This is a genomic window from Brucella sp. NBRC 12950, from assembly GCF_030268145.1.
In the GTDB taxonomy this organism is placed as follows: domain Bacteria; phylum Pseudomonadota; class Alphaproteobacteria; order Rhizobiales; family Rhizobiaceae; genus Brucella.
Genome location: NZ_BSQC01000005.1, coordinates 293,913 through 313,731 on the forward strand (window position 1 = coordinate 293,913; position 19,819 = coordinate 313,731).

Consider the following 19,819-nt stretch of genomic DNA (forward strand, 5'->3'; position numbering starts at 1 on the left):
ACTTGCGGAAATTTCTCAAGCCGTGCAAAAGCCTTCTCACCATGCTTATTCTTGACGATATCTCTGTACGCATCGCCGGACGCCTTCTGATCGACCACGCCAGTGTCACACTGCCTGCGGGATCGAAGACGGGTTTTGTTGGCCGCAACGGCACTGGAAAATCCACGCTTTTCCGCGTGATTACCGGTGATATGGCTTCCGAGACCGGCAGCATTTCTCTGCCGAAGAACACACGCATTGGTCAGGTGGCTCAGGAAGCTCCCGGCACGGAAGATGCGCTGATAGAAATCGTCATGAAGGCGGATAAGGAACGAACAGCACTTCTCGAAGAAGCTGAAACAGCGACCAATCCGCATCGCATTGCTGAAATTCATACCCGACTGGCCGATATCAATGCGCATTCGGCGGAATCACGCGCGGGCGCGATCCTGTCCGGTCTCGGTTTCAACACAGAAGCACAACGCCGCCCTGCATCCGCTTTCTCGGGCGGCTGGCGTATGCGCGTGGCACTCGCAGCAGTGCTTTTTGCTGAGCCGGATTTGCTGTTGCTCGATGAACCGACCAACTATCTCGATCTTGAAGGCGTGTTGTGGCTTGTTGATTATGTGAAGCGCTATCCGCATACCGTCATCATCATCAGCCATGATCGCGATCTGCTGAATTCTGCCACGTCATCAATCATGCATCTTGATCAGAAGAAAATCAGCTTCTGGCGTGGCAACTATGATCAGTTCGAGCGGCAACGTCATGAAATGCTGGAGCTTCAGCAAAAAGCCCATGTGAAACAGGAAGCACATCGCAAACACATGGAAGCTTTCGTGGAACGCTTCCGTGCCAAGGCGTCGAAGGCCAGACAGGCGCAATCGCGTATGAAGGCGCTGGAGAAGCTGAAACCGATAGACCTTTACGTCGAAAGCAATGTGCAGCCGTTCCGCTTCCCTGACGCGGAAAAGAAAGCCGCCTCGCCGATCATCGCGCTTGACCATGCCGATGTCGGCTATGTGCCAGGTAAGCCTGTGTTGCGAAACGTCACGCTGCGCATCGACAATGATGATCGCATTGCGCTGCTCGGCTCCAACGGTAATGGTAAGTCGACGCTTGCCAAGCTGATTGCCGGACGGTTGCAGCCTGAAAAAGGCAATCTCACGCTTTCGCCCAATCTGAAAGTAGCGTTCTTTGCCCAGCATCAGATGGATGATCTGATACCGGAAGACAACGCGATTGAGCATGTGCGCAAGCTGATGCCGCTTGAACCGGAAGCCAAAGTTCGTGCACGCGTTGCCCAGATGGGGCTTTCGACTGAGAAAATGCTGACGCCCGCCAAGGATCTTTCAGGTGGTGAAAAGGCACGCCTGCTAATGGGCCTTGCGACTTTCCATGGCCCAAACCTGCTGATCCTCGACGAACCGACCAACCACCTTGATATTGATAGCCGTGAGGAGCTGGTTCACGCTCTCAACGCCTTCAACGGCGCCGTTATTCTGATCGCGCATGATCGTCACCTGATCGAAGCGACCATGGAACGGCTATGGCTGGTGCGTGAGGGTGGCGTAAAAGCATTTGATGGCGATCTGGACGAATACCGCCAGATTGTTCTCGCCGATGCCAAGGGTGAACAGGCTTCAGAGCGCGAAGAAGGCCCGAAGGTCAATAAGGCGGAACAGCGTAAACTTGCAGCCCAGAAGCGCGAAACACTGGCCCCCCTGCTCAAAAAGATCAAGGAAACCGAGAGCTTGATGCAGAAACTGCAGAAACAGATTCACGGTTTCACATCGCAGCTGGAAGACCCCGCTCTTTATGAGAAGGAACCGCAGAAAGCGATCCGGATCAATAAAGAGATGAGTGAGGCAAAATCAGCGCTTGCCGATGCGGAAGACAAATGGCTTGAAATGTCTTCCGAATATGAAGAGGCAATGGCTGATTAAACTTGCGGGCGGCGAATGCGCGTCCGCATAAGCGCATAAACGCCGAGCACGCCAATGATGAGGCCAATCGTGGTGTAGGTCTCATCAGCTTCTTCAGCCCCTCGCCTCAGAACCAGTTCGACTTTGGAGAGTTGTAGACCATCCGTATTGCCCTGAACGGCGCGGAAAGCATAAGTGCCGGATAAAACCGGATCAATATCTCCTGCACTCTGGCGCAACACGCTGCCATCCTGCGGGCGATCTGTGTTGATAGAGCTACTGGTCAAAGCAAAATCCAGACCTTGCGACAGAACGGGAACTCCATTCCGGCTAACGGCCAGCGTTACGGCCGAGCGGCGCTCGGCAGGCACATAGCCAGGCAGCGGCACTGCATCGAGGAAAATACGCACCGGCGCGTCGCTCGCCTCAAGCTTGATTTCCTGTGTGATGAAGCGACCCTGACGGCTTTCCAGAATTGGCCAACGGCCAATCTCGTCACCAGTGAAGTGGCGCACATACCAGGGATAACCAAGGGCGAGACCAAAACCCGCAATAATCATCGCAACGAAAATTGCACGCATCAGGCTTTGCGCTCCCAACGACGATCTGGTGTCTGTTGCCAGTAGGTCAAATCGTGGTTCTCCGTCTTGAAGGCTTTCCACTGCGCGCGAGCATGTTCGAGCTGATCCTGATCATGCCCGTCAAACATGACAACAAGTCGCTCGTAGTCGCCCGCTTGTTCCAATGCAGCACCTTCCACGAGAAAGCGAACCGTTGCTCCGTTTGGATTGGCTTCCGAGGTTGTCAGTAGCACCGGCTGTTGTTCAGGGTGCGGTTCCTTGTCGGTGCCGTGGGCCACGAAGGATGTGTCAGAGAATGTCCAAAGCAGACTATCGAGCGCATCCCGTCTTTCATCACTCACGGCCTGAATCGTCACACGCCAACCGCGCCCGAGGGAGCGTTCTACAAGCCCCGGCAGGGCTTCATCCAGTGTCGATTCTGTCAGGTGGTAAAAGAGAATTTCAGCCATGCGCTCTCTTTAAATTATTGATGGGGGCGAAGAAAGTGATTCACCTTCTCGCCCCAACATATTGTTCTTGAATCGAATTCAGCTTTCGAAATTATCGCGGACAAGTCGGTCGAGAAGGCGAACGCCGTAACCCGAAGCCCACGATTGGCTATACTCGTTTGTTGGCGATCCCATAGCTGTTCCGGCCACATCGAGATGCGCCCATGGCGTATCGCCCACGAAACGCTTGAGGAACTGCGCCGCGGTGATCGAGCCTGCATAGCGGCCTGAGCTGTTCTTCATATCGGCAAACTTGGAATCGATCATCTTGTCGTATTCCTTGCCGAGCGGCATACGCCACAGCTTTTCACCAGTTGCCTGACCTGCTTCATAAAGCTGATCAGCAAGCTCGTCATCGTTCGAGAATAGACCAGCATGATGCGTGCCGAGTGCAACCATGATCGCGCCGGTCAAGGTGGCGAGATTGATCATGAACTGCGGCTTGAAACGATCAATTGTGTAGTAGAGTGCATCTGCCAGCACGAGGCGGCCTTCAGCATCGGTGTTGATCACTTCGATTGTCTGGCCAGACATCGATGTAACGATATCACCCGGACGCTGAGCATTGCCATCCGGCATATTCTCAACAAGACCGATCACGCCGATAGCATTGACCTTCGCCTTGCGACCAGCAAGAGCGCGCATCAAACCGGTAACGGCTGCAGCACCACCCATGTCGCCTTTCATTTCTTCCATACCAGCAGCAGGCTTGATCGAGATGCCGCCGGTATCGAAAACAACGCCCTTGCCCACGAAGGCAACCGGCTTCTCCTTGGACTTGGCACCCTGCCATTCCATGATGACCAGACGCGGTGGACGAACCGAGCCCTGTGAAACACCCAGAAGCGAGCCCATACCGAGCTTCTTCATTTCTTTTTCGCCGAGAACTTCAACCTTGACGCCGAGCTTTTCAAGCTTTTCGGCTTCTTCTGCAAATTCTACAGGGCCAAGAATATTGGCAGGCTCGTTAACGAGGTCACGCGCCTTCAGGACCCCGTCGGCCACAGCCTCGGCAACTTCAAGCGCTCTTTTGGCACTGTGAACATCTGCCGTCTGAATATGAATTTTCGCTGCGTGTTTCGGCTCGGCGTTTTCTTCGCTCTTGCGGGTCTTGTAGCGATTGAACTCGTATGAGCGAAGAATCATACCCAGAGCAACGTCGCCTGCTTCATCACCCGCAATCGTCGTTTCAGGCAGAGCCAGCGTTAGGGTCGCGCGTTCGGCCTTACCGATTCGCGAAAAAGCTGCGCCGCCGATCTTAATCCAATCATCATTACCAAGTTCGCCGGGTTCGCCGACGCCAACCAGAACGATCTTGTCTACGCCGCCTTCCGAGGTGTCAATCGCTTCTGCAGTCTTGCCCAAAGCGCCTGTAAAGCCTGCAATTTCGGCGATTCGAGTGATTTTTTCGGCTCCGCCTGCCGCGTGGCCTGCTTCTTCTGCGAAGCCGCCGCCCTTGGCGACCAGAACAATGCTTACGCCTTTTTGCGGTGCTGAAAATTCACTGAAAGAAATGGAAGGACGTTTCGACATAACAACTCCAAACAAAGACCAGACAATGAGATGACACGATTGTGTCGCGACTTTTCCCTACTCATGTGAGACGAATATGGCGAAACGGCAAGTCCGCCGCATCATGAAAATCAGTTTTGCGTTAACTTCGGTGACAACTTGCCAAGCTCCGTTTCCGTATCCACCTATGTTCAGCAAAAACAGGTTGCAACCAGCCACGCTCTCCCTTTAGAGAAGCGAGCGCTAGCTTCGGCTGAAAATCTTTAGTAATCTGTTAACCAAATTTGTTCGGCTAATTTTAGCCAAGTGCAGTTAGACTGAATATTCATTTACGAGCGTTGTTTCTTTAGGGACAGGCTCCTTCAACGGAACCGGGATGTAAACTCCACCTATGAAATTGATTGAGTTGTACATCCTCCGCCGCGTGGCGATTATGTTCTTTGCGGTGTTGGGCGCCGCAGTGGGCATTACGTGGACTGTGCAGGTACTGCAGCGTGTCGACTTTCTCACAACAAGCGGTCAATCAATTCAGACAATCATTCAGTTCAGTTCGCTGCTGATTCCGTCCGCAATTCCTCTTGTCATGCCTTTTGCGTTGATCATTGCAATTACGCAGACGCTTTCGACAATGAACCAGGATTCCGAGCTCGTTGTCATCAATGCATCCGGCGCGCCTCGCAGCGCGGTAATGCGTCCGATACTCATGCTCGCAGCGATTATCTCTGTCGTTTCCTTTCTCGTCGCTAACTATGTCGACCCTTATGCGCGCATGAACATGCGCGCTATGATCGCCAATGCCAGCGCTGATTTGCTGAATGTGGTTGTTCAGGAAGGTAGCTTCCGCAAACTTGCGGACAATCTCTATATTCAGATCGCCGAGCGCCGTGGTGATGGCAGCATCGGCGGCCTGTTTATTGCAGATTCTCGCGATCCAACGCTTGATCTGATTTACTATGCAGCTGATGGCAACATCGCGAGCACGCCCGCAGGTGACATGCTGCTGATGAAGGATGGTGAAGTCCAGCGCCGCGATGTTTCAGACGGCACGGTTTCGATTATCAAGTTCAACTCCTATGCCTTCGATCTGAGCCAATTCACGTCAGCTGGCGACGATTTTGTGATCTATGCGAAAGATCGGCCGCTTACTTATTTGCTGAATCCGGATCCGAACGACCCGATCTTGCAGACGCGCCCTCTGCGCTACAAGGCTGAGCTGCACCGCCGCTTGACCGAATGGCTGTATCCTGTTGTTTTTGCTCTGATCGCCCTCGCTTTTGCTGGCGACTCCCGCTCACATCGTGAAGCGCGCGTATCCGCTTCTTTCTCCGCGATCAGCACGGCACTTCTGGTTTACTGGGCGGGTTATTTCTCGGCCGACCGGGCTGATAAGGACGAGACATATATCGTCATGATGTATCTTGTGCCGATTGGTGTAATGCTTGTCACCGGCTTTGCTCTGTTAACAGGACGGCGTGTCGGGCTCCCAGACAAGTGGAATGATCGGATACTTGATAGCTACGACCGATTGAAACGAAATATAACAGCTACTTCAGATCGTCTACTTGGGCGATCCCGCAAAGATACGGGGGGACGAGCATGATTGGCTGGACTCTCGGTCGTTACTTTTTCATGCGATATGTGCAGATTACACTGTATTTTCTGCTCGGTATCTTTGCTTTGGCACTTTTGCTCGACTTTACCGAGAACGCCAGCAAACTCGCTAATCTGCCTGGTTACACGGTATGGGCTGCGCTAGGTATCTCTGCGATGCGCGTTCCATTCATCATGCAGCAGATGATTCCGTTCGTCGCGCTCTTCTCTGCAATGGCGACACTCATCTCGCTTAATCGCAAATATGAGTTGGTTGTCGCGCGTTCCGTTGGCGTTTCGGCTTGGCAGTTTCTGCTTCCGGCATGTTTCGGAGCATTGCTGTTTGGCCTCGCCACCATCTTCATTCTCAATCCGTTTGCGGCCTATGGCTTTTCCAAAGCTGACGAGATCGCTTCGACCTGGAAGAGCGGCAAGGTAACCGATGTTTCTGCGCTTCGTGATCCTTGGCTTCGCCAAAAGACCGACGATGGCGAAACCATCATCGGCGCCAAGAGCATCCTTGATCGCGGAGCAACGCTTGCCGACGCTATCTTCATTCAGTTTGATGATAAGAAGAAAATCAAAGATCGCTATGATGCTCGCACCGCGAAACTCATGGATGGTCATTGGGAATTAACGGACGTAACGAGATTTTCGCGTGGTGAGGAACCGCGCAAACTGGAGAGCGTCAATATTCCTACGCAGTTGCGTCCGGAATATGTGGAAGAAAAGCTCGCCTCCCCTGATACAATTCCATTCACGCAGCTGCGTCACAAGATCGAAGTTGCGCGTTCTTTCGGTTATTCAGCAAACGCATTTGACATGCAATACCAGTCACTTCTGGCATTGCCTGCATTGCTGATGGCCATGACTCTCATTGCTGCAACAGTGTCCCTGAAATTTGTGCGGTTTGGTCAGTCCGGAGCGATGATTCTGGGTGGCGTTGTCGCCGGCTTCATGCTTTATGTCGTTTCGGTACTGGTGAAGGCATTCGGCAATGCAGGATTCGTTCCTCCATTCGTTGCAGCATGGGTTCCTGTAATTATTGCGACATTTTTTGGTGTCTCCTTTTTGTTGCATAAGGAGGATGGTTAGTGGGTTCGAGTAACGCCCGCATGGTATTGCCCCATTCATTCACGCGTCTTGCACGCGGGACTGCTTTGGTGTGCGCCCTTGCTATACCTTTCATTTCAGTCGCAATCATTCCTTCGCAGGTACAAGCGCAGGACGCTCTGGGAGCAAATTACCAGAGCGATCCTAATGCGCGTATGCTTCTGCAGGCAGACGAGCTTGTCTATGATCGCGATGTGAACGTCGTTACCGCTCAGGGTAAAGTTCGCATTGAATATGACGGCAATCGCCTCGTCGCGGATAAAGTGACCTATAATCAGCAGACCCGTCGCATGACTGCGACTGGGAACGTTGAAATTGTAGAGCGCGATGGCAACAAGATTTACTCCGACCATCTTGATGTGACGGATAGTTTCCGCGACGGCTTTGTGAATGGCCTTCGCGTTGAGACCACCGACAACACCCGCTTTGCAGCCGAAAGCGCTGAGCGCAGCAACGGTGAGATCACCACCTTTAATAACGGTGTGTACACGGCCTGTCAGGCTTGCGAAAAAGATCCGGACAAGCCTGTGCTTTGGCAGATCAAGGCACGTAAGATTATCTGGAACAGCGCGACAAAGACGGTGCGTTTTGAACGTGGCAAGTTCGAGTTGCTCGGCATTCCGTTGGCTTACTTCCCAGCCTTCGAAATGGCCGACCCGACAGTCAAGCGTAAGAGCGGCTTTCTGTTCCCAGGTTTCAGCTATAAAGACGACCTTGGGTTCGGCATCAAGAACTCATATTTCTGGGCTCTAGCACCGAATTACGATCTGACGCTTTCGACAACTGCTTACACGAAGCAAGGCTTCCTGACGCAGGCCGAATGGCGTCATCGTCTCGAAAACGGCTCCTATAATCTTCAGATTGCTGGCATTCATCAGATGAAGCCGGGTGAGTTCAGCACCAATACGCTAGATCGCGGTGAAGATAACCGCGGCATGGTCGCATCCAAAGGCGACTTCGATATCAATTCGCGTTGGAAGTTTGGCTGGGATGTAATGGCCCAGACCGATCGCAATTTTAGCCGTACCTACAATCTTGAGGGCTATAACGCACAAACTCAGGTTTCAAAGATCTATTTAACCGGCATCAATAACCGGAATTACTTCGACCTCAACTTCTATCGCTTCAATGTGCAGGAATCTTATCCGCTCACTTCTACGTATAAAGACGTGGAAATGCATTCGAAGCAGCCTTGGGTTTTCCCAAGTCTCGACTATTCTTACACAGTGCCTGATCCTGTTTATGGTGGTGAACTTAACATCACTACCAATGCGCAGGTTCTGTATCGTCAGAATGCGAATTATACGCTCAATCCAGGTAATAATTCGATCTATTACCCACGCATCCCTGGTTTCAGCGGCACAAATGCGCGTCTTACGACGGAAGCTGAGTGGAAGCGTACATTTATCACGCCATCTGGTTTGGTAATTACGCCGCTTTTGGCTCTGCGCGGTGATGCTATCAGTGCCAATACGAACTTTGATCCAGCTGTTGCGGGTTACACCGACGCCATAGTTCGCTCCGAAGCATTGCGCGCAATGGCGACGGCTGGTCTTGAATTGCGTTGGCCGATCCTGTTCTCAAGCACCAGCTCAACACATATTCTTGAGCCGATTGCGCAGATCTATATGCGCAACAACGAACGTTACGCGGGCGAACTTCCGAACGAAGATGCACAGAGCTTCGTGTTTGATGCTACGAACCTGTTCTCGCGTGACAAGTTCTCTGGCTATGACCGTGTGGAAGGCGGCACTCGTGCCAATCTCGGTCTTCGCTATTCGGGCAACTTCAGCAATAGCGACTGGGGCTTGTATGCTCTCGCAGGGCAATCATTCCAACTCGGTGGCGTGAATTCGTATGGCACAAGTGATTTCCTGAATGTAGGAGCAGACTCCGGTCTTCAGGATGCACGCTCCGATTATGTTGCAATGATCGGCACCTCTAATTCGACCGGTCTTGCACTGGCTGCACGCGGACGTTTTGACAAGGATAACCTAGACGTTAAGCGTGGCGAACTCGAAGTACAGCAAAACTGGCAGAAGCTGTCGGTTTCAGCTCAGTATGCTTACATCGCTCCGCAACCGGCTTATGGTTATTCAGAGCTCCGGCAGGAAGTTACGGGTGCCGCTACTGCACGTTTAGATGCTAATTGGCGTGTCTTCGGTTCAGGCACTTATGACCTTGTGTCGGATACACTTGTTCGCGCATCCTCTGGTCTTGCCTATGACGATGAATGCTTCACCTACTCGATGGCTTACGTTCAAACCCGTAATCCGGGTGAGGACAAGGCATCTCATAGCGTTGGATTCAATATATCGTTCAGAACACTCGGCGACATTGGCAGCGGCGCTCAAACCTTCTAAACTTCGAAAGAGCGGAAACAATCCAACTTGTTTCCGCTCTTTCCTTTTATGCCGCAGCATCACTTAATCATTTCAAATAACGTTCGCTTTTTTATCGATTTTATTCAGTTAAGTACCTTTAATTACCTCGTAAATTGCTAAAGGGTCATTGTTTCGCCGCTTTGGCTCCTCTATACAGGCATCATAATATGTCTGGCCTCTGATATGCTTGTTCAGTTTGAACTTGCGTCAGATGACTAGTAAGATTGGACACATCCGGTGAAATTTGTCATTCGCCGACCTGAAGGAAATCGGGAAATAAAGATGATGTTTGCAAGACCTCTATTCGCCTCCCTGCTGGGCGCTGCCGTATGTGTGACGGCGCTTGGAACGGCTGCGACTTTGACACCGGCATTGGCTGCCGGCGGAACGGAGGTCAAGGTCATTGTCTCCGGCAATGCAATCACCAACGGCGATATTCAGCGCCGTGCAGCATTTCTGAAACTGCAGCGTAAAGGCGGCAATCTTAATCAGGTTGCTCGTGAAGAACTGACTGAAGAGATGCTGAAGCGCGTCGAAATGAAATCGCGCGGCATTAACATTTCCGATCAGGAAGTCGATCAGGCCTATGCAGGCTTTGCGACCCGTAACAAGATGAGCGTCGCTCAGCTTAATCAGCTGATGAATCAGGCTGGCATTACACCTGATCATTTCAAGAAATACATCATGGTCCAGATGGGCTGGGGTCGCCTCGTCAGCGCGCGCTTCCGCGCCACTGGAATGGTTAGCGAGCAGGACGCTGTTCAGCGTATGCTGAAAGACGGCGGCAAAAAGCCTGTCTCAACTGAATACCATCTGCAGCAGGTTATTTTCGTCGTTCCAAATGCAAAGCGTTCGCCTGCTCTGCTCGGCAAGCGTCGCCAGGAAGCAAATGCATTGCGCTCGCGCTTCCAGAGCTGCGACACTACCCGTCAGCTAACCAAGGGCATGATCGACGTTACAGTTCGCGATCTCGGTCGGGTTATCGAACAGCAACTTCCGGGCGAATGGGCCAAAGACGTCAAAGCTGCTGGCGTAAACCGCGCAACTCCGCCACATGACACCGAAAAAGGTGTTGAAATTCTAGCCGTATGCTCGACGCGTCAAGTTTCCGATGACCGAGTCGCACAGCTTGTCTTCTCCATGGAAGGCACTGATTCCGAAGCGGGACAGGAAAAGAAGGCTGATGATCTGAGCAAGAAGTATCTTGCTGAGCTGCGCGAAAAGGCAACGATTGTAAATCGTTGAGTTTCGCTCCAGAGCCTTGGCAGTACTAAACTGACCGTATAATTTGAGGGGGCGTCTGCCCCCTTATTTCATTAGCCGAGATAAACAGCTATGACTATTCAACCGGTTCCTCCGCTCGCCGTCAGCATTGGTGACCCCTCAGGTGTTGGAGCTGATGTTGCTCTTAGCGCATGGTTGCAGCGCAAAGAGCTTTCTCTGCCAACGTTTCTGCTCATTGCCGATCCGGCGCAGCTTTCAGCCCGCGCGCAGCATCTTGGCCTGAATGTGCCAATCGCAACGATTAGCACCCCTGCCGATGCTTGCGACATCTTTGATGTAAAACTGCCCGTTTTGCCATTGAAAAACACGCATAAGGAAAGCCCCGGCAAACCTCTGCCGGAAAACGCAGCAGGTGTTATTGAAGCAATAGAACGCGCCGTTGCGCTGACATTGAGTGGCGAAACATCAGCCGTTGTCACCTGCCCGATTGCCAAAAAGCCGCTCTACGATGCAGGTTTCAAACATCCCGGACACACGGAGTTTCTCGCCGAACTCGCCAGCAAACATCTCGGACGCACAGTCATTCCGGTAATGATGCTGGCTGGCCCCGAACTACGTGCCGTTCCAGTCACAATCCACATCCCTCTCGTCGACGTCCCACGCTTACTGACCAAGGATGATATTCTGGAAGTGGCTTACATCACGGCGCAGGAACTGACGGATCGTTTTGGCATAGCAGTACCTCGTATTGCGATTTCCGGCCTCAATCCTCATGCGGGTGAAGGTGGCGCGCTGGGTAAGGAAGATGACGCTATTATTCGGCCAGCAGTCGAGGAATTGCAGCGTGAGGGCATCAATGCCTGGGGACCATTGCCTGCTGACACCATGTTCCATGCACAAGCACGCGTGACTTATGATGTCGCCATTTGCATGTATCACGATCAGGCGCTTATTCCGGCGAAAGCTCTCGCTTTTGACGAGGCGGTCAATGTTACCCTCGGGCTTCCATTTATCCGGACGTCCCCCGATCATGGAACGGCCTTCGACATTGCAGGAAAAGGTATAGCCCGCCCTGACAGTCTCATCGCATCCATAAGGTTGGCGCAGGAACTAGCCGAAAACGAAGCAAGGCGGAAATCATGAGCATCGACAATCTTCCGCCACTGCGTGAGGTCATCGAACGGCATGACCTGATGCCTAAAAAGTCGCTTGGGCAGAACTTTCTGTTCGACCTGAACCTGACATCGAAGATCGCTCGACAGGCAGGCAATCTGCAAGATCAGCAGGTTATCGAGGTCGGTCCCGGCCCAGGTGGCCTGACACGCGCTCTGCTTGCTCAAGGTGCTTATGTTACCGCAATTGAGCGCGATGAACGGTGTCTTGATGCTCTTGCAGAGATCGAAGCGCACTATCCGGGACGTTTGCGCATTATTTCCGGTGATGCATTGGAGCAAGATTTCAAAACTCTCTTTCCGGATGGCCCGAAGCCACGCATCGTGGCTAATCTGCCTTATAATGTGGGAACACAATTGCTGCTCAACTGGCTTCTGACTGAGCCTTGGCCACCCTTTTATTCCTCAATGACCCTTATGTTCCAACGTGAAGTTGGCGAGCGTATTGTGGCTGCACCTGATACGGATCATTATGGGCGCCTCAGCGTTCTGGCAGGTTGGCGTACGCATTCGAAAATTGCTTTCGATGTGCCTCCACAGGCGTTTACGCCTCCGCCGAAGGTCATGTCGTCGGTCGTTCATATCACGCCTCGTGAAGAGCCACTCCCATGCCGTGCGGATGCTTTGGGCCAGATTACGCAGGCAGCCTTCGGGCAACGCCGGAAAATGCTGCGTCAGAGCCTTAAGCCTGTCGGCGGCGCACAACTTCTGGAAAAAACTGGAATTGATGGGACCCGGCGCGCTGAAACGCTAAGCGTCGAAGAATTCGTTGCACTGGCCAATGCTTACCGGCCAGTGTGATTCAATTCGTCTTTAAAACGTCTTTGGCGTCACTTGTCAGTGGCGCCAAATTCATCTGCTTGAAAACCTTATCGACATGATCCATTTCCGAGCGGAAGCTCGACATGGATGAACCTGTCAGCTTTTCACCCGCATTGAGCTGTGCTTTGAGCGGGTCGACATAATGATCACCGACTTTGAGCTCATAATACAAATGCGGTCCGGTCGAGTAGCCGGTTGATCCCACATAAGCGATCACTTCACCCTGCTTCACATGCTGGCCGACTTTCAGCCCCTTCGCTTCTCCGGAGAGATGAGCATAGGTGGTACTGTAGCCGCCCTGGTGGCGAATGCGCACATACTTGCCATAGCCCTTTTGTGACGAAATCAGCTCAACCGTACCATCTCCTGCAGCGACAATAGGCGAGCCGATTGGCGCATCGTAATCCACGCCATTATGATGTTTGCGGACATGCAAAACCGGATGCACACGCCAGCCAAAACCATCATTCAAGCGGCCATTTGGCAGTGGCTTGTGCATGAGGTATTTGGTCATCGAGGAACCGTCTTCGTTGAAATAGTCAGCGTTTCCCTCGACTTCATGCCTGTAAAAACGCTTGGCCTGACCGTTTGTGGTAAACTCCACAAACACCAGTTCAGGATCGGCATCCACACTCTCACGGAACAGGAGGTCGATTTTATCAACCCCGTTGACGCCCTTCTGAAGCGATACGTTATTCTCACCCGCGAGTTTCTTCACATCATCCGCGACTTCGCTCGGTGCCCCTGCTGCAATAAGCCGGGACTGAACAGATCCATCCGTTACTCTTTTTGCGGGCTGGCGCGATGCGGACAACATAGCATCATGAGAAAGACGCGCGAAAAGTCTCTGATTATCATTCGCGCGGAAAACACCATCGTCTGTCCGTCCATAAACGGAATCTGATGCATTACCATGCCTGAACCGTGCCATCGTTATATGCGCTGGCTTGCCCTGCGACTGATCGAGTAGCAGAACCAGATTGTCACCAGGAACGAGGTCTTTTCGACCAAGCGCCTGTTCCAGATGTGCAGCATCGTCGGCGGATACATCCGCCGCCTGCATGAGTACGCCCACCTTCTCGCGCGATTGTGGAGCGAGAACAATTTCGTGCGCCTTTTTATGAGGCGTATCCGCTGGCTTGGCAAAGCTTACATTCAGCGGCACACCTTTCTGATTGGCAAGCGCTGAAATTTCATCTGGCTGATCAGAGGTTTTCTCCCCTCGCCGTTTACTCCGTACCGATGCCAGATCGATCAGACCCTGCCCGCTTCCTTCATTCTTCAAATCAAGGATGACATGCTGATAGGTAAAGAGTGTCGCTTCTCCATCGTCGGTACCTTCGGCAATATCGATGCGCTTGGCAATGCGTCGGTTCTCATCAACTTCATTCTGAGGAACCAGCCGCGCTTCTTTCATGGCCGCATGACTGTGAACCAGCGTGGTAGGATCGATCATCACAGGCTGTGAAGCATGTCCATGTCGCACCAAACCTCCCGTCACCAAAGCCATTGCACCACCCGCCAGAAGCGTGGCTGACGCCAGCGCAATACAGGCGCGTCGATGTGTGTGAATGGAAAAGCGTACGCGTTCTAGTGGCTTGAGAGCACGCTGCGAAAGCGGAGGCAATTTCGTATGCTCAGCCAAAGCAGCAGTATGCGCGTCGTTGGACCGGATCATGAGATCTGGCGATACAACAACGTGAATCTGCTTATCTCTGCGGGCAGCACGAAACAGCATGCAGTGAGCGGCTCCAAATTCCATCTGAAATGACAAACGGACCAGAGGGCCAGAGCACGGCCAAATTATGGCTCCGGTGGCCATAATCCACCATAGATAGAAGCTCAAACGCTCAAGTTAAATTTATCAGGCTCTGGCGCGTGCCTTACGATTCGCCGACAAAGACGACCATGTGTAGATAATCAGGCCTGTCCAGATGAGAACAAAAGCTACGAGCTGCGCATTGGAAAATGGCTCGTGGAAAATGAAAATTGCGAAGATAAACAGCAGCGTAGGCGTCAGATACTGCATAAGGCCAAGCGTCGTATAACGCAGCAGCTTTGCACCGCCCGCATATAGAATCAGCGGAATTGCCGTGAACGGTCCTGCAAGCAACAGCAGCGAAACGTTTGACATAGTGCCTGAGAAGAAATGATCCTGACCATTGGCCATCAACCAGAAAACATAGCCAAGCGCCGGGATCGAAAGGATAACCACTTCAAGCGTAAAGCCCTGCAAAGGTGGCATAGGCAAAGACTTGCGGAAAAATCCGTAAAGACCAAATGTCAGCGGTAGCACCAGTGAAACCCAAGGCAGGCCACCAGCATTGAGAGTCAGAACGAGAACAGCGGCAAATGCAAAGCCGACTGCAACATACTGCACTTTTGACAGCCGCTCACCGAGAAACAGCCCGCCCAAAACCACATTGAATAGTGGATTGATATAGTATCCGAGTGCGGCGCCGATAATCTGGTCATGCGCAACAGCCCAAACATAAACCGACCAGTTTACAGTGATAAGTGCAGCGGTCAGTGCAGCCATTGCAAGCATTCGCGGCTTGCGCAGAGCATCAAGTATTGTGCGAAATTGACCGATGAAGAGTAGCAAAATCGCAGCAACAGGCACCGACCAGATCACGCGATGCGCGACAATTTCAAGTGCGGGGAGATGTGACAAAGCCTTGAGATAGAAGGGCAAAATAGCCCAAAGACCATAAGCCCCCATAGCCATCATGAAGCCACGGCTTCCATCTGAAAGCTGGCCTCCGGATAAGGTTTGCTCGGTCATTTCCATCTCCGAATTAAGTGTACGCTCGGAAAAGCTACGAACTTTTTCGAGTTTGTCAGACTGCTATGCGCCGATCAATCCATAAAATCTATTCAATTAAACTGATCAAAGCATCAATCTTCGTGAAAGAAGCGGCTTATTCAGCAGCCACCAGACCAGCTAAAGAACGGTTCTTCATCAATTTATAATTGACCGAATCCATCAGCGCCTGAAACGATGCATCGATGATATTGTCGGAGACGCCAACCGTGCGCCAACGAGCGCCCGTAGCATCACCGGATTCAATCAAAACGCGGGTGATAGCTGCTGTACCGCCATTGAGGATACGCACCTTGAAATCCACCAGTTCGAGATCTTCGATTTCATCCTGATAGCGGCCAAGATCCTTGCGCAGTGCAATATCAAGAGCGTTGACCGGACCGTGACCTTCGGCAACCGACATATGCATTTCACCGTCGACCTCAACCTTCACCACGGCTTCGGAAACAGTTTTCAATGAACCATTGGCATCGAACCGGCGTTCAACAAGACAGCGGAAAGAGTCGACTTTAAAGAATTCCGGCTGCGGGTTGAGCATGGCTCTCGCCAATAGCTCGAAACTCGCATCAGCACCTTCGTAGGCATAGCCTTCTGCTTCACGCTCTTTGACCAGTGCAATCAACGTATCCAATCGCACATCGTCCTTGGCAACGCGAATGCCGCGACGCTCCAGTTCGGCGATAAAGTTCGACTTACCACCCTGATCCGAAACCATGACGCGACGGCGATTACCGACCGTTTCTGGGGGAACATGCTCGTAAGTCTGCGGGTCTTTAAGCAGCGCTGAGGCATGAATACCTGCCTTGGTCGCAAAGGCGGACGTACCTGTATAGGGCGCCTGCTCGGTCGGCGCACGATTCAGAATATCATCGAAGGCGCGTGAAATGCGGGTGATTGCTTTCAGCGCATCAGGCTTGACACCAAGTTCAAAGCGATCAGCCCAATAAGGCTTCAATGCCAGTGTCGGAATAAGAGAAACGAGGTTCGCATTACCGCAACGCTCACCGATCCCATTCAGTGTTCCCTGCACATGCCGCACACCTGCATCGATTGCAGCAAGCGAAACGGCGACGGCCTGCTCGGTATCGTTGTGAGCATGAATGCCAAGGCTTTCACCCGGAACAACAGCTTTGACCGCATTGATGATTTCAGCCACTTCCGACGGCTGTGTCCCGCCATTGGTATCGCAAAGCACGACCCAACGAGCGCCTGCCTCATAGGCAGCCTTCGCACAAGACAATGCATATTCAGGGTTGGCTTTGTATCCATCGAAGAAATGCTCGCAATCAACCAGCGCCTCACGACCAGCCATACGAACAGCGGTTACCGACGCAGTGATCGATTCTAGATTTTCTTCATTGGTGCAGCCGAGCGCAATCCGCACATGATAATCCCAGCTTTTGGCAACGAAACAGACTGCATCGCTTGAAGCCTGCAGAAGTGCAGTCAATCCCGGATCATTCGATGCCGAAACGCCTGCACGCTTGGTCATGCCAAAAGCTGCAAACTTGGCCCGTGAGGTCTGCCGCTTTTTGAAGAAGGCCGTATCCGTTGGATTTGCACCCGGATAGCCGCCTTCCACATAATCGACACCCAATTCTTCAAGCAGAATGACAATCGCTTTTTTGTCTTCGACAGAGAAGTCAATGCCGGGAGTCTGCTGTCCGTCCCGCAAGGTCGTGTCGTAGATATAGATGCGTTCGCGTGCCATTTTGCCTGCCTGTCGGTGGGTGTATGCCGTTATAATTTATGGCTTTTCAGTTTTCAGTATCGTGGTCGGGGTGCTGGTAGGACACCATGGTTCTTACAAACTCGATACTTTCCGGATCTCGTTCGGTCTCGAAACCGGGCAGTTTTGCTAGGTCATCGACATAGGGAAGCTTGACTTCGACACCCCATTGAATTGTGGGTTCAATCTCTTCCGGCGCATCGAAAGCGCCTATGGAAAGCGCCACACCATCCGGCGCCTCGTAAGTCAGCGGAGTTCCGCATTCAGCACAGAACCCACGCTTGACGTGATTCGACGACTGAAAACGCTTCGGTTCGTTACGGGTCCAGATGAGTTTTGCTTCACCCACCGAAACCAGCGGCGCATAGAAATTGCCAAAGGCTTTCTGACACATGCGGCAATGACAGATAGATGCTGAACCAAGTACGCCCTCGATATGAAAGCGCACCGCACCACACTGGCATCCCCCGCTATAGAGCGGCTTATTATCAAGCGTCATGGCTTCCTCCCAGAAACTAAACGATCGTCAGCTTACCACTTCCCATGTCGTGATGCGTTCGCCGGTGTCAGGATGTTTGCCGTCCTTCAACTGCACGCCCTGCGCCAGAAGTTCATCGCGGATACGATCTGCTTCTGCCCAGTTCTTGCCAGCTATGAAATTCAGGCGCTCGGCAATCAATGCATCGATTGCAGCTATATCAACATCTGCCTTTGCAAATACTGGCACATCCTGTGCAGTCACAAAGTAAGGGTCGAGCAAGCCTAATAGTGCCATGCCCTCGCCCAAAGCTGCAACGTCCTTGGCCTTGAATGCTTTGCGTAGAGACGTGATAGCAGACCAGGTGTTGAGATCGTCCGACAATGCGTCAGCGACTTCTTCAACAACGGAAAGCGCAGAAGGCGCAGCAAAGTCCGCGTCGCGCAACAAACCATACCAGCGATGCAGCTCTTCGGCAGACTCTGCCAGACGCTGCGCCGTCCAGTTGATCGGCTCGCGGTAATGCGTTTGCAGCATCGAAAGACGAGCAGCCAGACCAACCCAGCGATCGCGAGCATCCTTGTCATCCCAGACACCAAGCTGCGGCAAACCATCGTTCAGCACATCGCGAATGGTTATGAAGTTGCCAAGCGACTTCGACATCTTCTGCCCTTCAACCTGAAGGAATCCATTATGCATCCAGATGTTGGCCATCCGCTCAGTTCCGAATGCGCAGCATGATTGCGCAAGCTCGTTTTCATGATGCGGGAACACAAGATCGATGCCACCGCCATGAATGTCGAACTGGTTCTTATACGGATCATCACACTTCAAACCGCCGCCAAAAGGCGCCAGCAGCTTGGCCATAGACATGGCCGAGCACTCGATATGCCAGCCGGGACGACCAAGCGTTTCAATACCTGCCGGTGAAGGCCAACCGGGTTCACCATTGCGCGATGGCTTCCACAGCACAAAATCCATTTCATCGCGCTTATAGGATGCAACATCGACGCGAGCGCCGGCCAGCATCTCATCAAATGGACGGTGGGAAAGCGCGCCATAGCGTGCGCCACCCAAAGCGTTCATCGCTGACGGGGAAAACAGCACATGCTCATCTGCAACATAGGCAACGCCGCGCTCGATCAGCTTCTCAATGATATTACGCATGTCGTCGAGATGCTCGGTTGCACGCGGCTGGCTCGACGGCTCCAGATTTGCCAGAGCCGTGATATCAGCTTGAAACTGGTTGTTTGTGCCTTCGGTCACCCGGCGGATTGCTTCATTGAGCGGAAGGTTGGGATATTCAGTAGCAGCACGCGCGTTGATCTTGTCGTCAACATCGGTGATGTTACGCGCATAAGTGACTTTTTCAGTGCCATAGAAATGGCGCAGCAGGCGGAAAAGAACGTCAAAGACGATAACCGGACGTGCGTTGCCGATATGGGCAAAGTCATAAACGGTCGGTCCGCAGACATACATGCGCACATTATTTGCATCGATGGGGGTGAAAGCCTCCTTCGTGCGAGTGGCAGTATTGTATAGGCGTAGTTGCGGCGCATCAGCCATTTTATTTCCCCAAAGGACCTGAAAATACGGGCACGAAAGACCGCAGCCGTCTGGCCGGGGCGTTATCATCCTGTTTTATGGTAGGGGAGACGAAAACGGCCGGGCCAGCAAGCTGCTAGCCAATAATAATCGAACCAGTACAAATGATCGTGGTCGGCGTTTTCATGACGCTACTTATCTCTCTCGACCTCAATCACGTCAAGAGCTTTTGAAAAAGTTCAATAGAAATAAAGCATTTCCCTCAGACTGGTGAAGCTGGAGTGCCTGACAGGCTTATATGAAGCCAGCCTCGTCAAAATCGCTGTTGCATTTCGGCAACCCCATTCCCCCTTCATCCTTATCCCGTTGATGTTAACCGGAATTCCTCAAAACCGGCTCTAAACAGCCTTCATTCCGTCCCAATCAATCACAAAATAGTGAGTGTAATTTGGA

The 19,819-nt window shown here is 52.3% G+C and carries 15 protein-coding genes; 7 read left to right on the forward strand and 8 right to left on the reverse strand.

What is annotated here, in order from left to right; translation table 11 throughout:
- Positions 1-41 precede the first annotated feature (41 nt).
- Positions 42-1,925 carry an ABC-F family ATP-binding cassette domain-containing protein gene (locus QSJ70_RS10965; protein ID WP_285536328.1) on the forward strand — a complete coding sequence of 628 codons (1,884 nt, stop codon included), beginning with the start codon at positions 42-44 and terminating at the stop codon, positions 1,923-1,925.
- Here QSJ70_RS10965 and bspB read toward each other — a convergent pair.
- The 3 genes from bspB to QSJ70_RS10980 form a co-directional block, all read right to left on the reverse strand.
- A complete protein-coding gene (gene bspB / locus QSJ70_RS10970; RefSeq protein WP_285536330.1) occupies positions 1,922-2,485 on the reverse strand; it encodes a type IV secretion system effector BspB in 564 nt (187 codons plus the stop codon). The two genes, QSJ70_RS10965 and bspB, sit on opposite strands and share 4 nt — an antisense overlap.
- Positions 2,485-2,934 (reverse strand): DNA polymerase III subunit chi, encoded by a 450-nt coding sequence (locus QSJ70_RS10975; RefSeq protein ID WP_285536332.1) that lies wholly within the window; start codon positions 2,932-2,934, stop codon positions 2,485-2,487. Before QSJ70_RS10975 ends, bspB begins: the two co-directional genes overlap by 1 nt.
- A gap of 78 nt (positions 2,935-3,012) precedes the next feature.
- Positions 3,013-4,506: a leucyl aminopeptidase gene (locus QSJ70_RS10980; RefSeq protein WP_285536334.1), complete on the reverse strand. Its 1,494-nt coding sequence runs from the start codon at positions 4,504-4,506 to the stop codon at positions 3,013-3,015.
- Between the two features lie 370 nt (positions 4,507-4,876).
- On the opposite strand from QSJ70_RS10980, the gene lptF reads away from it, so the two are divergent.
- The 6 genes from lptF to rsmA all read left to right on the forward strand — a co-directional run bounded on the left by lptF (position 4,877) and on the right by rsmA (position 12,769).
- The gene (gene lptF / locus QSJ70_RS10985) at positions 4,877-6,085 is read left to right on the forward strand and encodes an LPS export ABC transporter permease LptF (RefSeq protein ID WP_113159079.1); all 1,209 of its coding nucleotides are present in this window, start codon (positions 4,877-4,879) and stop codon (positions 6,083-6,085) included.
- Positions 6,082-7,170, forward strand: coding sequence for an LPS export ABC transporter permease LptG (lptG, locus tag QSJ70_RS10990; RefSeq protein WP_285536340.1), 1,089 nt, complete (start codon positions 6,082-6,084; stop codon positions 7,168-7,170). The genes lptF and lptG overlap by 4 nt, the downstream gene beginning before the upstream one ends.
- Positions 7,171-7,190: 20 nt before the next feature.
- Positions 7,191-9,551 carry an LPS-assembly protein LptD gene (locus QSJ70_RS10995; RefSeq protein WP_064320401.1) on the forward strand — a complete coding sequence of 787 codons (2,361 nt, stop codon included), beginning with the start codon at positions 7,191-7,193 and terminating at the stop codon, positions 9,549-9,551.
- Between the two features lie 303 nt (positions 9,552-9,854).
- Positions 9,855-10,817 (forward strand): SurA N-terminal domain-containing protein, encoded by a 963-nt coding sequence (locus tag QSJ70_RS11000; protein ID WP_285536342.1) that lies wholly within the window; start codon positions 9,855-9,857, stop codon positions 10,815-10,817.
- A 90-nt stretch (positions 10,818-10,907) separates the two neighbouring features.
- Positions 10,908-11,939, forward strand: a complete 1,032-nt coding sequence (gene pdxA, locus QSJ70_RS11005; protein WP_285536344.1) for a 4-hydroxythreonine-4-phosphate dehydrogenase PdxA — start codon at positions 10,908-10,910, stop codon at positions 11,937-11,939.
- The gene (gene rsmA, locus QSJ70_RS11010) at positions 11,936-12,769 is read left to right on the forward strand and encodes a 16S rRNA (adenine(1518)-N(6)/adenine(1519)-N(6))-dimethyltransferase RsmA (protein WP_285536346.1); all 834 of its coding nucleotides are present in this window, start codon (positions 11,936-11,938) and stop codon (positions 12,767-12,769) included. Before pdxA ends, rsmA begins: the two co-directional genes overlap by 4 nt.
- Before the next feature lies 1 nt (position 12,770).
- On the opposite strand, the gene QSJ70_RS11015 is transcribed toward rsmA, so the two are convergent.
- From QSJ70_RS11015 to cysS, 5 genes are all read right to left on the reverse strand, one after another.
- On the reverse strand, positions 12,771-14,528 hold the full coding sequence (locus tag QSJ70_RS11015) for a M23 family metallopeptidase (RefSeq protein WP_352230999.1): 1,758 nt from the start codon (positions 14,526-14,528) through the stop codon (positions 12,771-12,773).
- Positions 14,529-14,654: 126 nt separating this feature from the next.
- Complete coding sequence (gene rarD, locus QSJ70_RS11020) at positions 14,655-15,575, reverse strand: EamA family transporter RarD (protein WP_285536348.1); 921 nt, start codon at positions 15,573-15,575, stop codon at positions 14,655-14,657.
- A 136-nt stretch (positions 15,576-15,711) separates the two neighbouring features.
- Positions 15,712-17,325 carry a citramalate synthase gene (gene cimA, locus QSJ70_RS11025; RefSeq protein ID WP_105518337.1) on the reverse strand — a complete coding sequence of 538 codons (1,614 nt, stop codon included), beginning with the start codon at positions 17,323-17,325 and terminating at the stop codon, positions 15,712-15,714.
- 46 nt (positions 17,326-17,371) lie between these two features.
- Entirely contained in the window at positions 17,372-17,842 is a 471-nt protein-coding gene (locus tag QSJ70_RS11030; protein ID WP_285536351.1) for a GFA family protein, read from the reverse strand.
- A gap of 27 nt (positions 17,843-17,869) precedes the next feature.
- Positions 17,870-19,387 (reverse strand): cysteine--tRNA ligase, encoded by a 1,518-nt coding sequence (cysS, locus tag QSJ70_RS11035; protein ID WP_285536353.1) that lies wholly within the window; start codon positions 19,385-19,387, stop codon positions 17,870-17,872.
- Positions 19,388-19,819 lie beyond the last annotated feature (432 nt).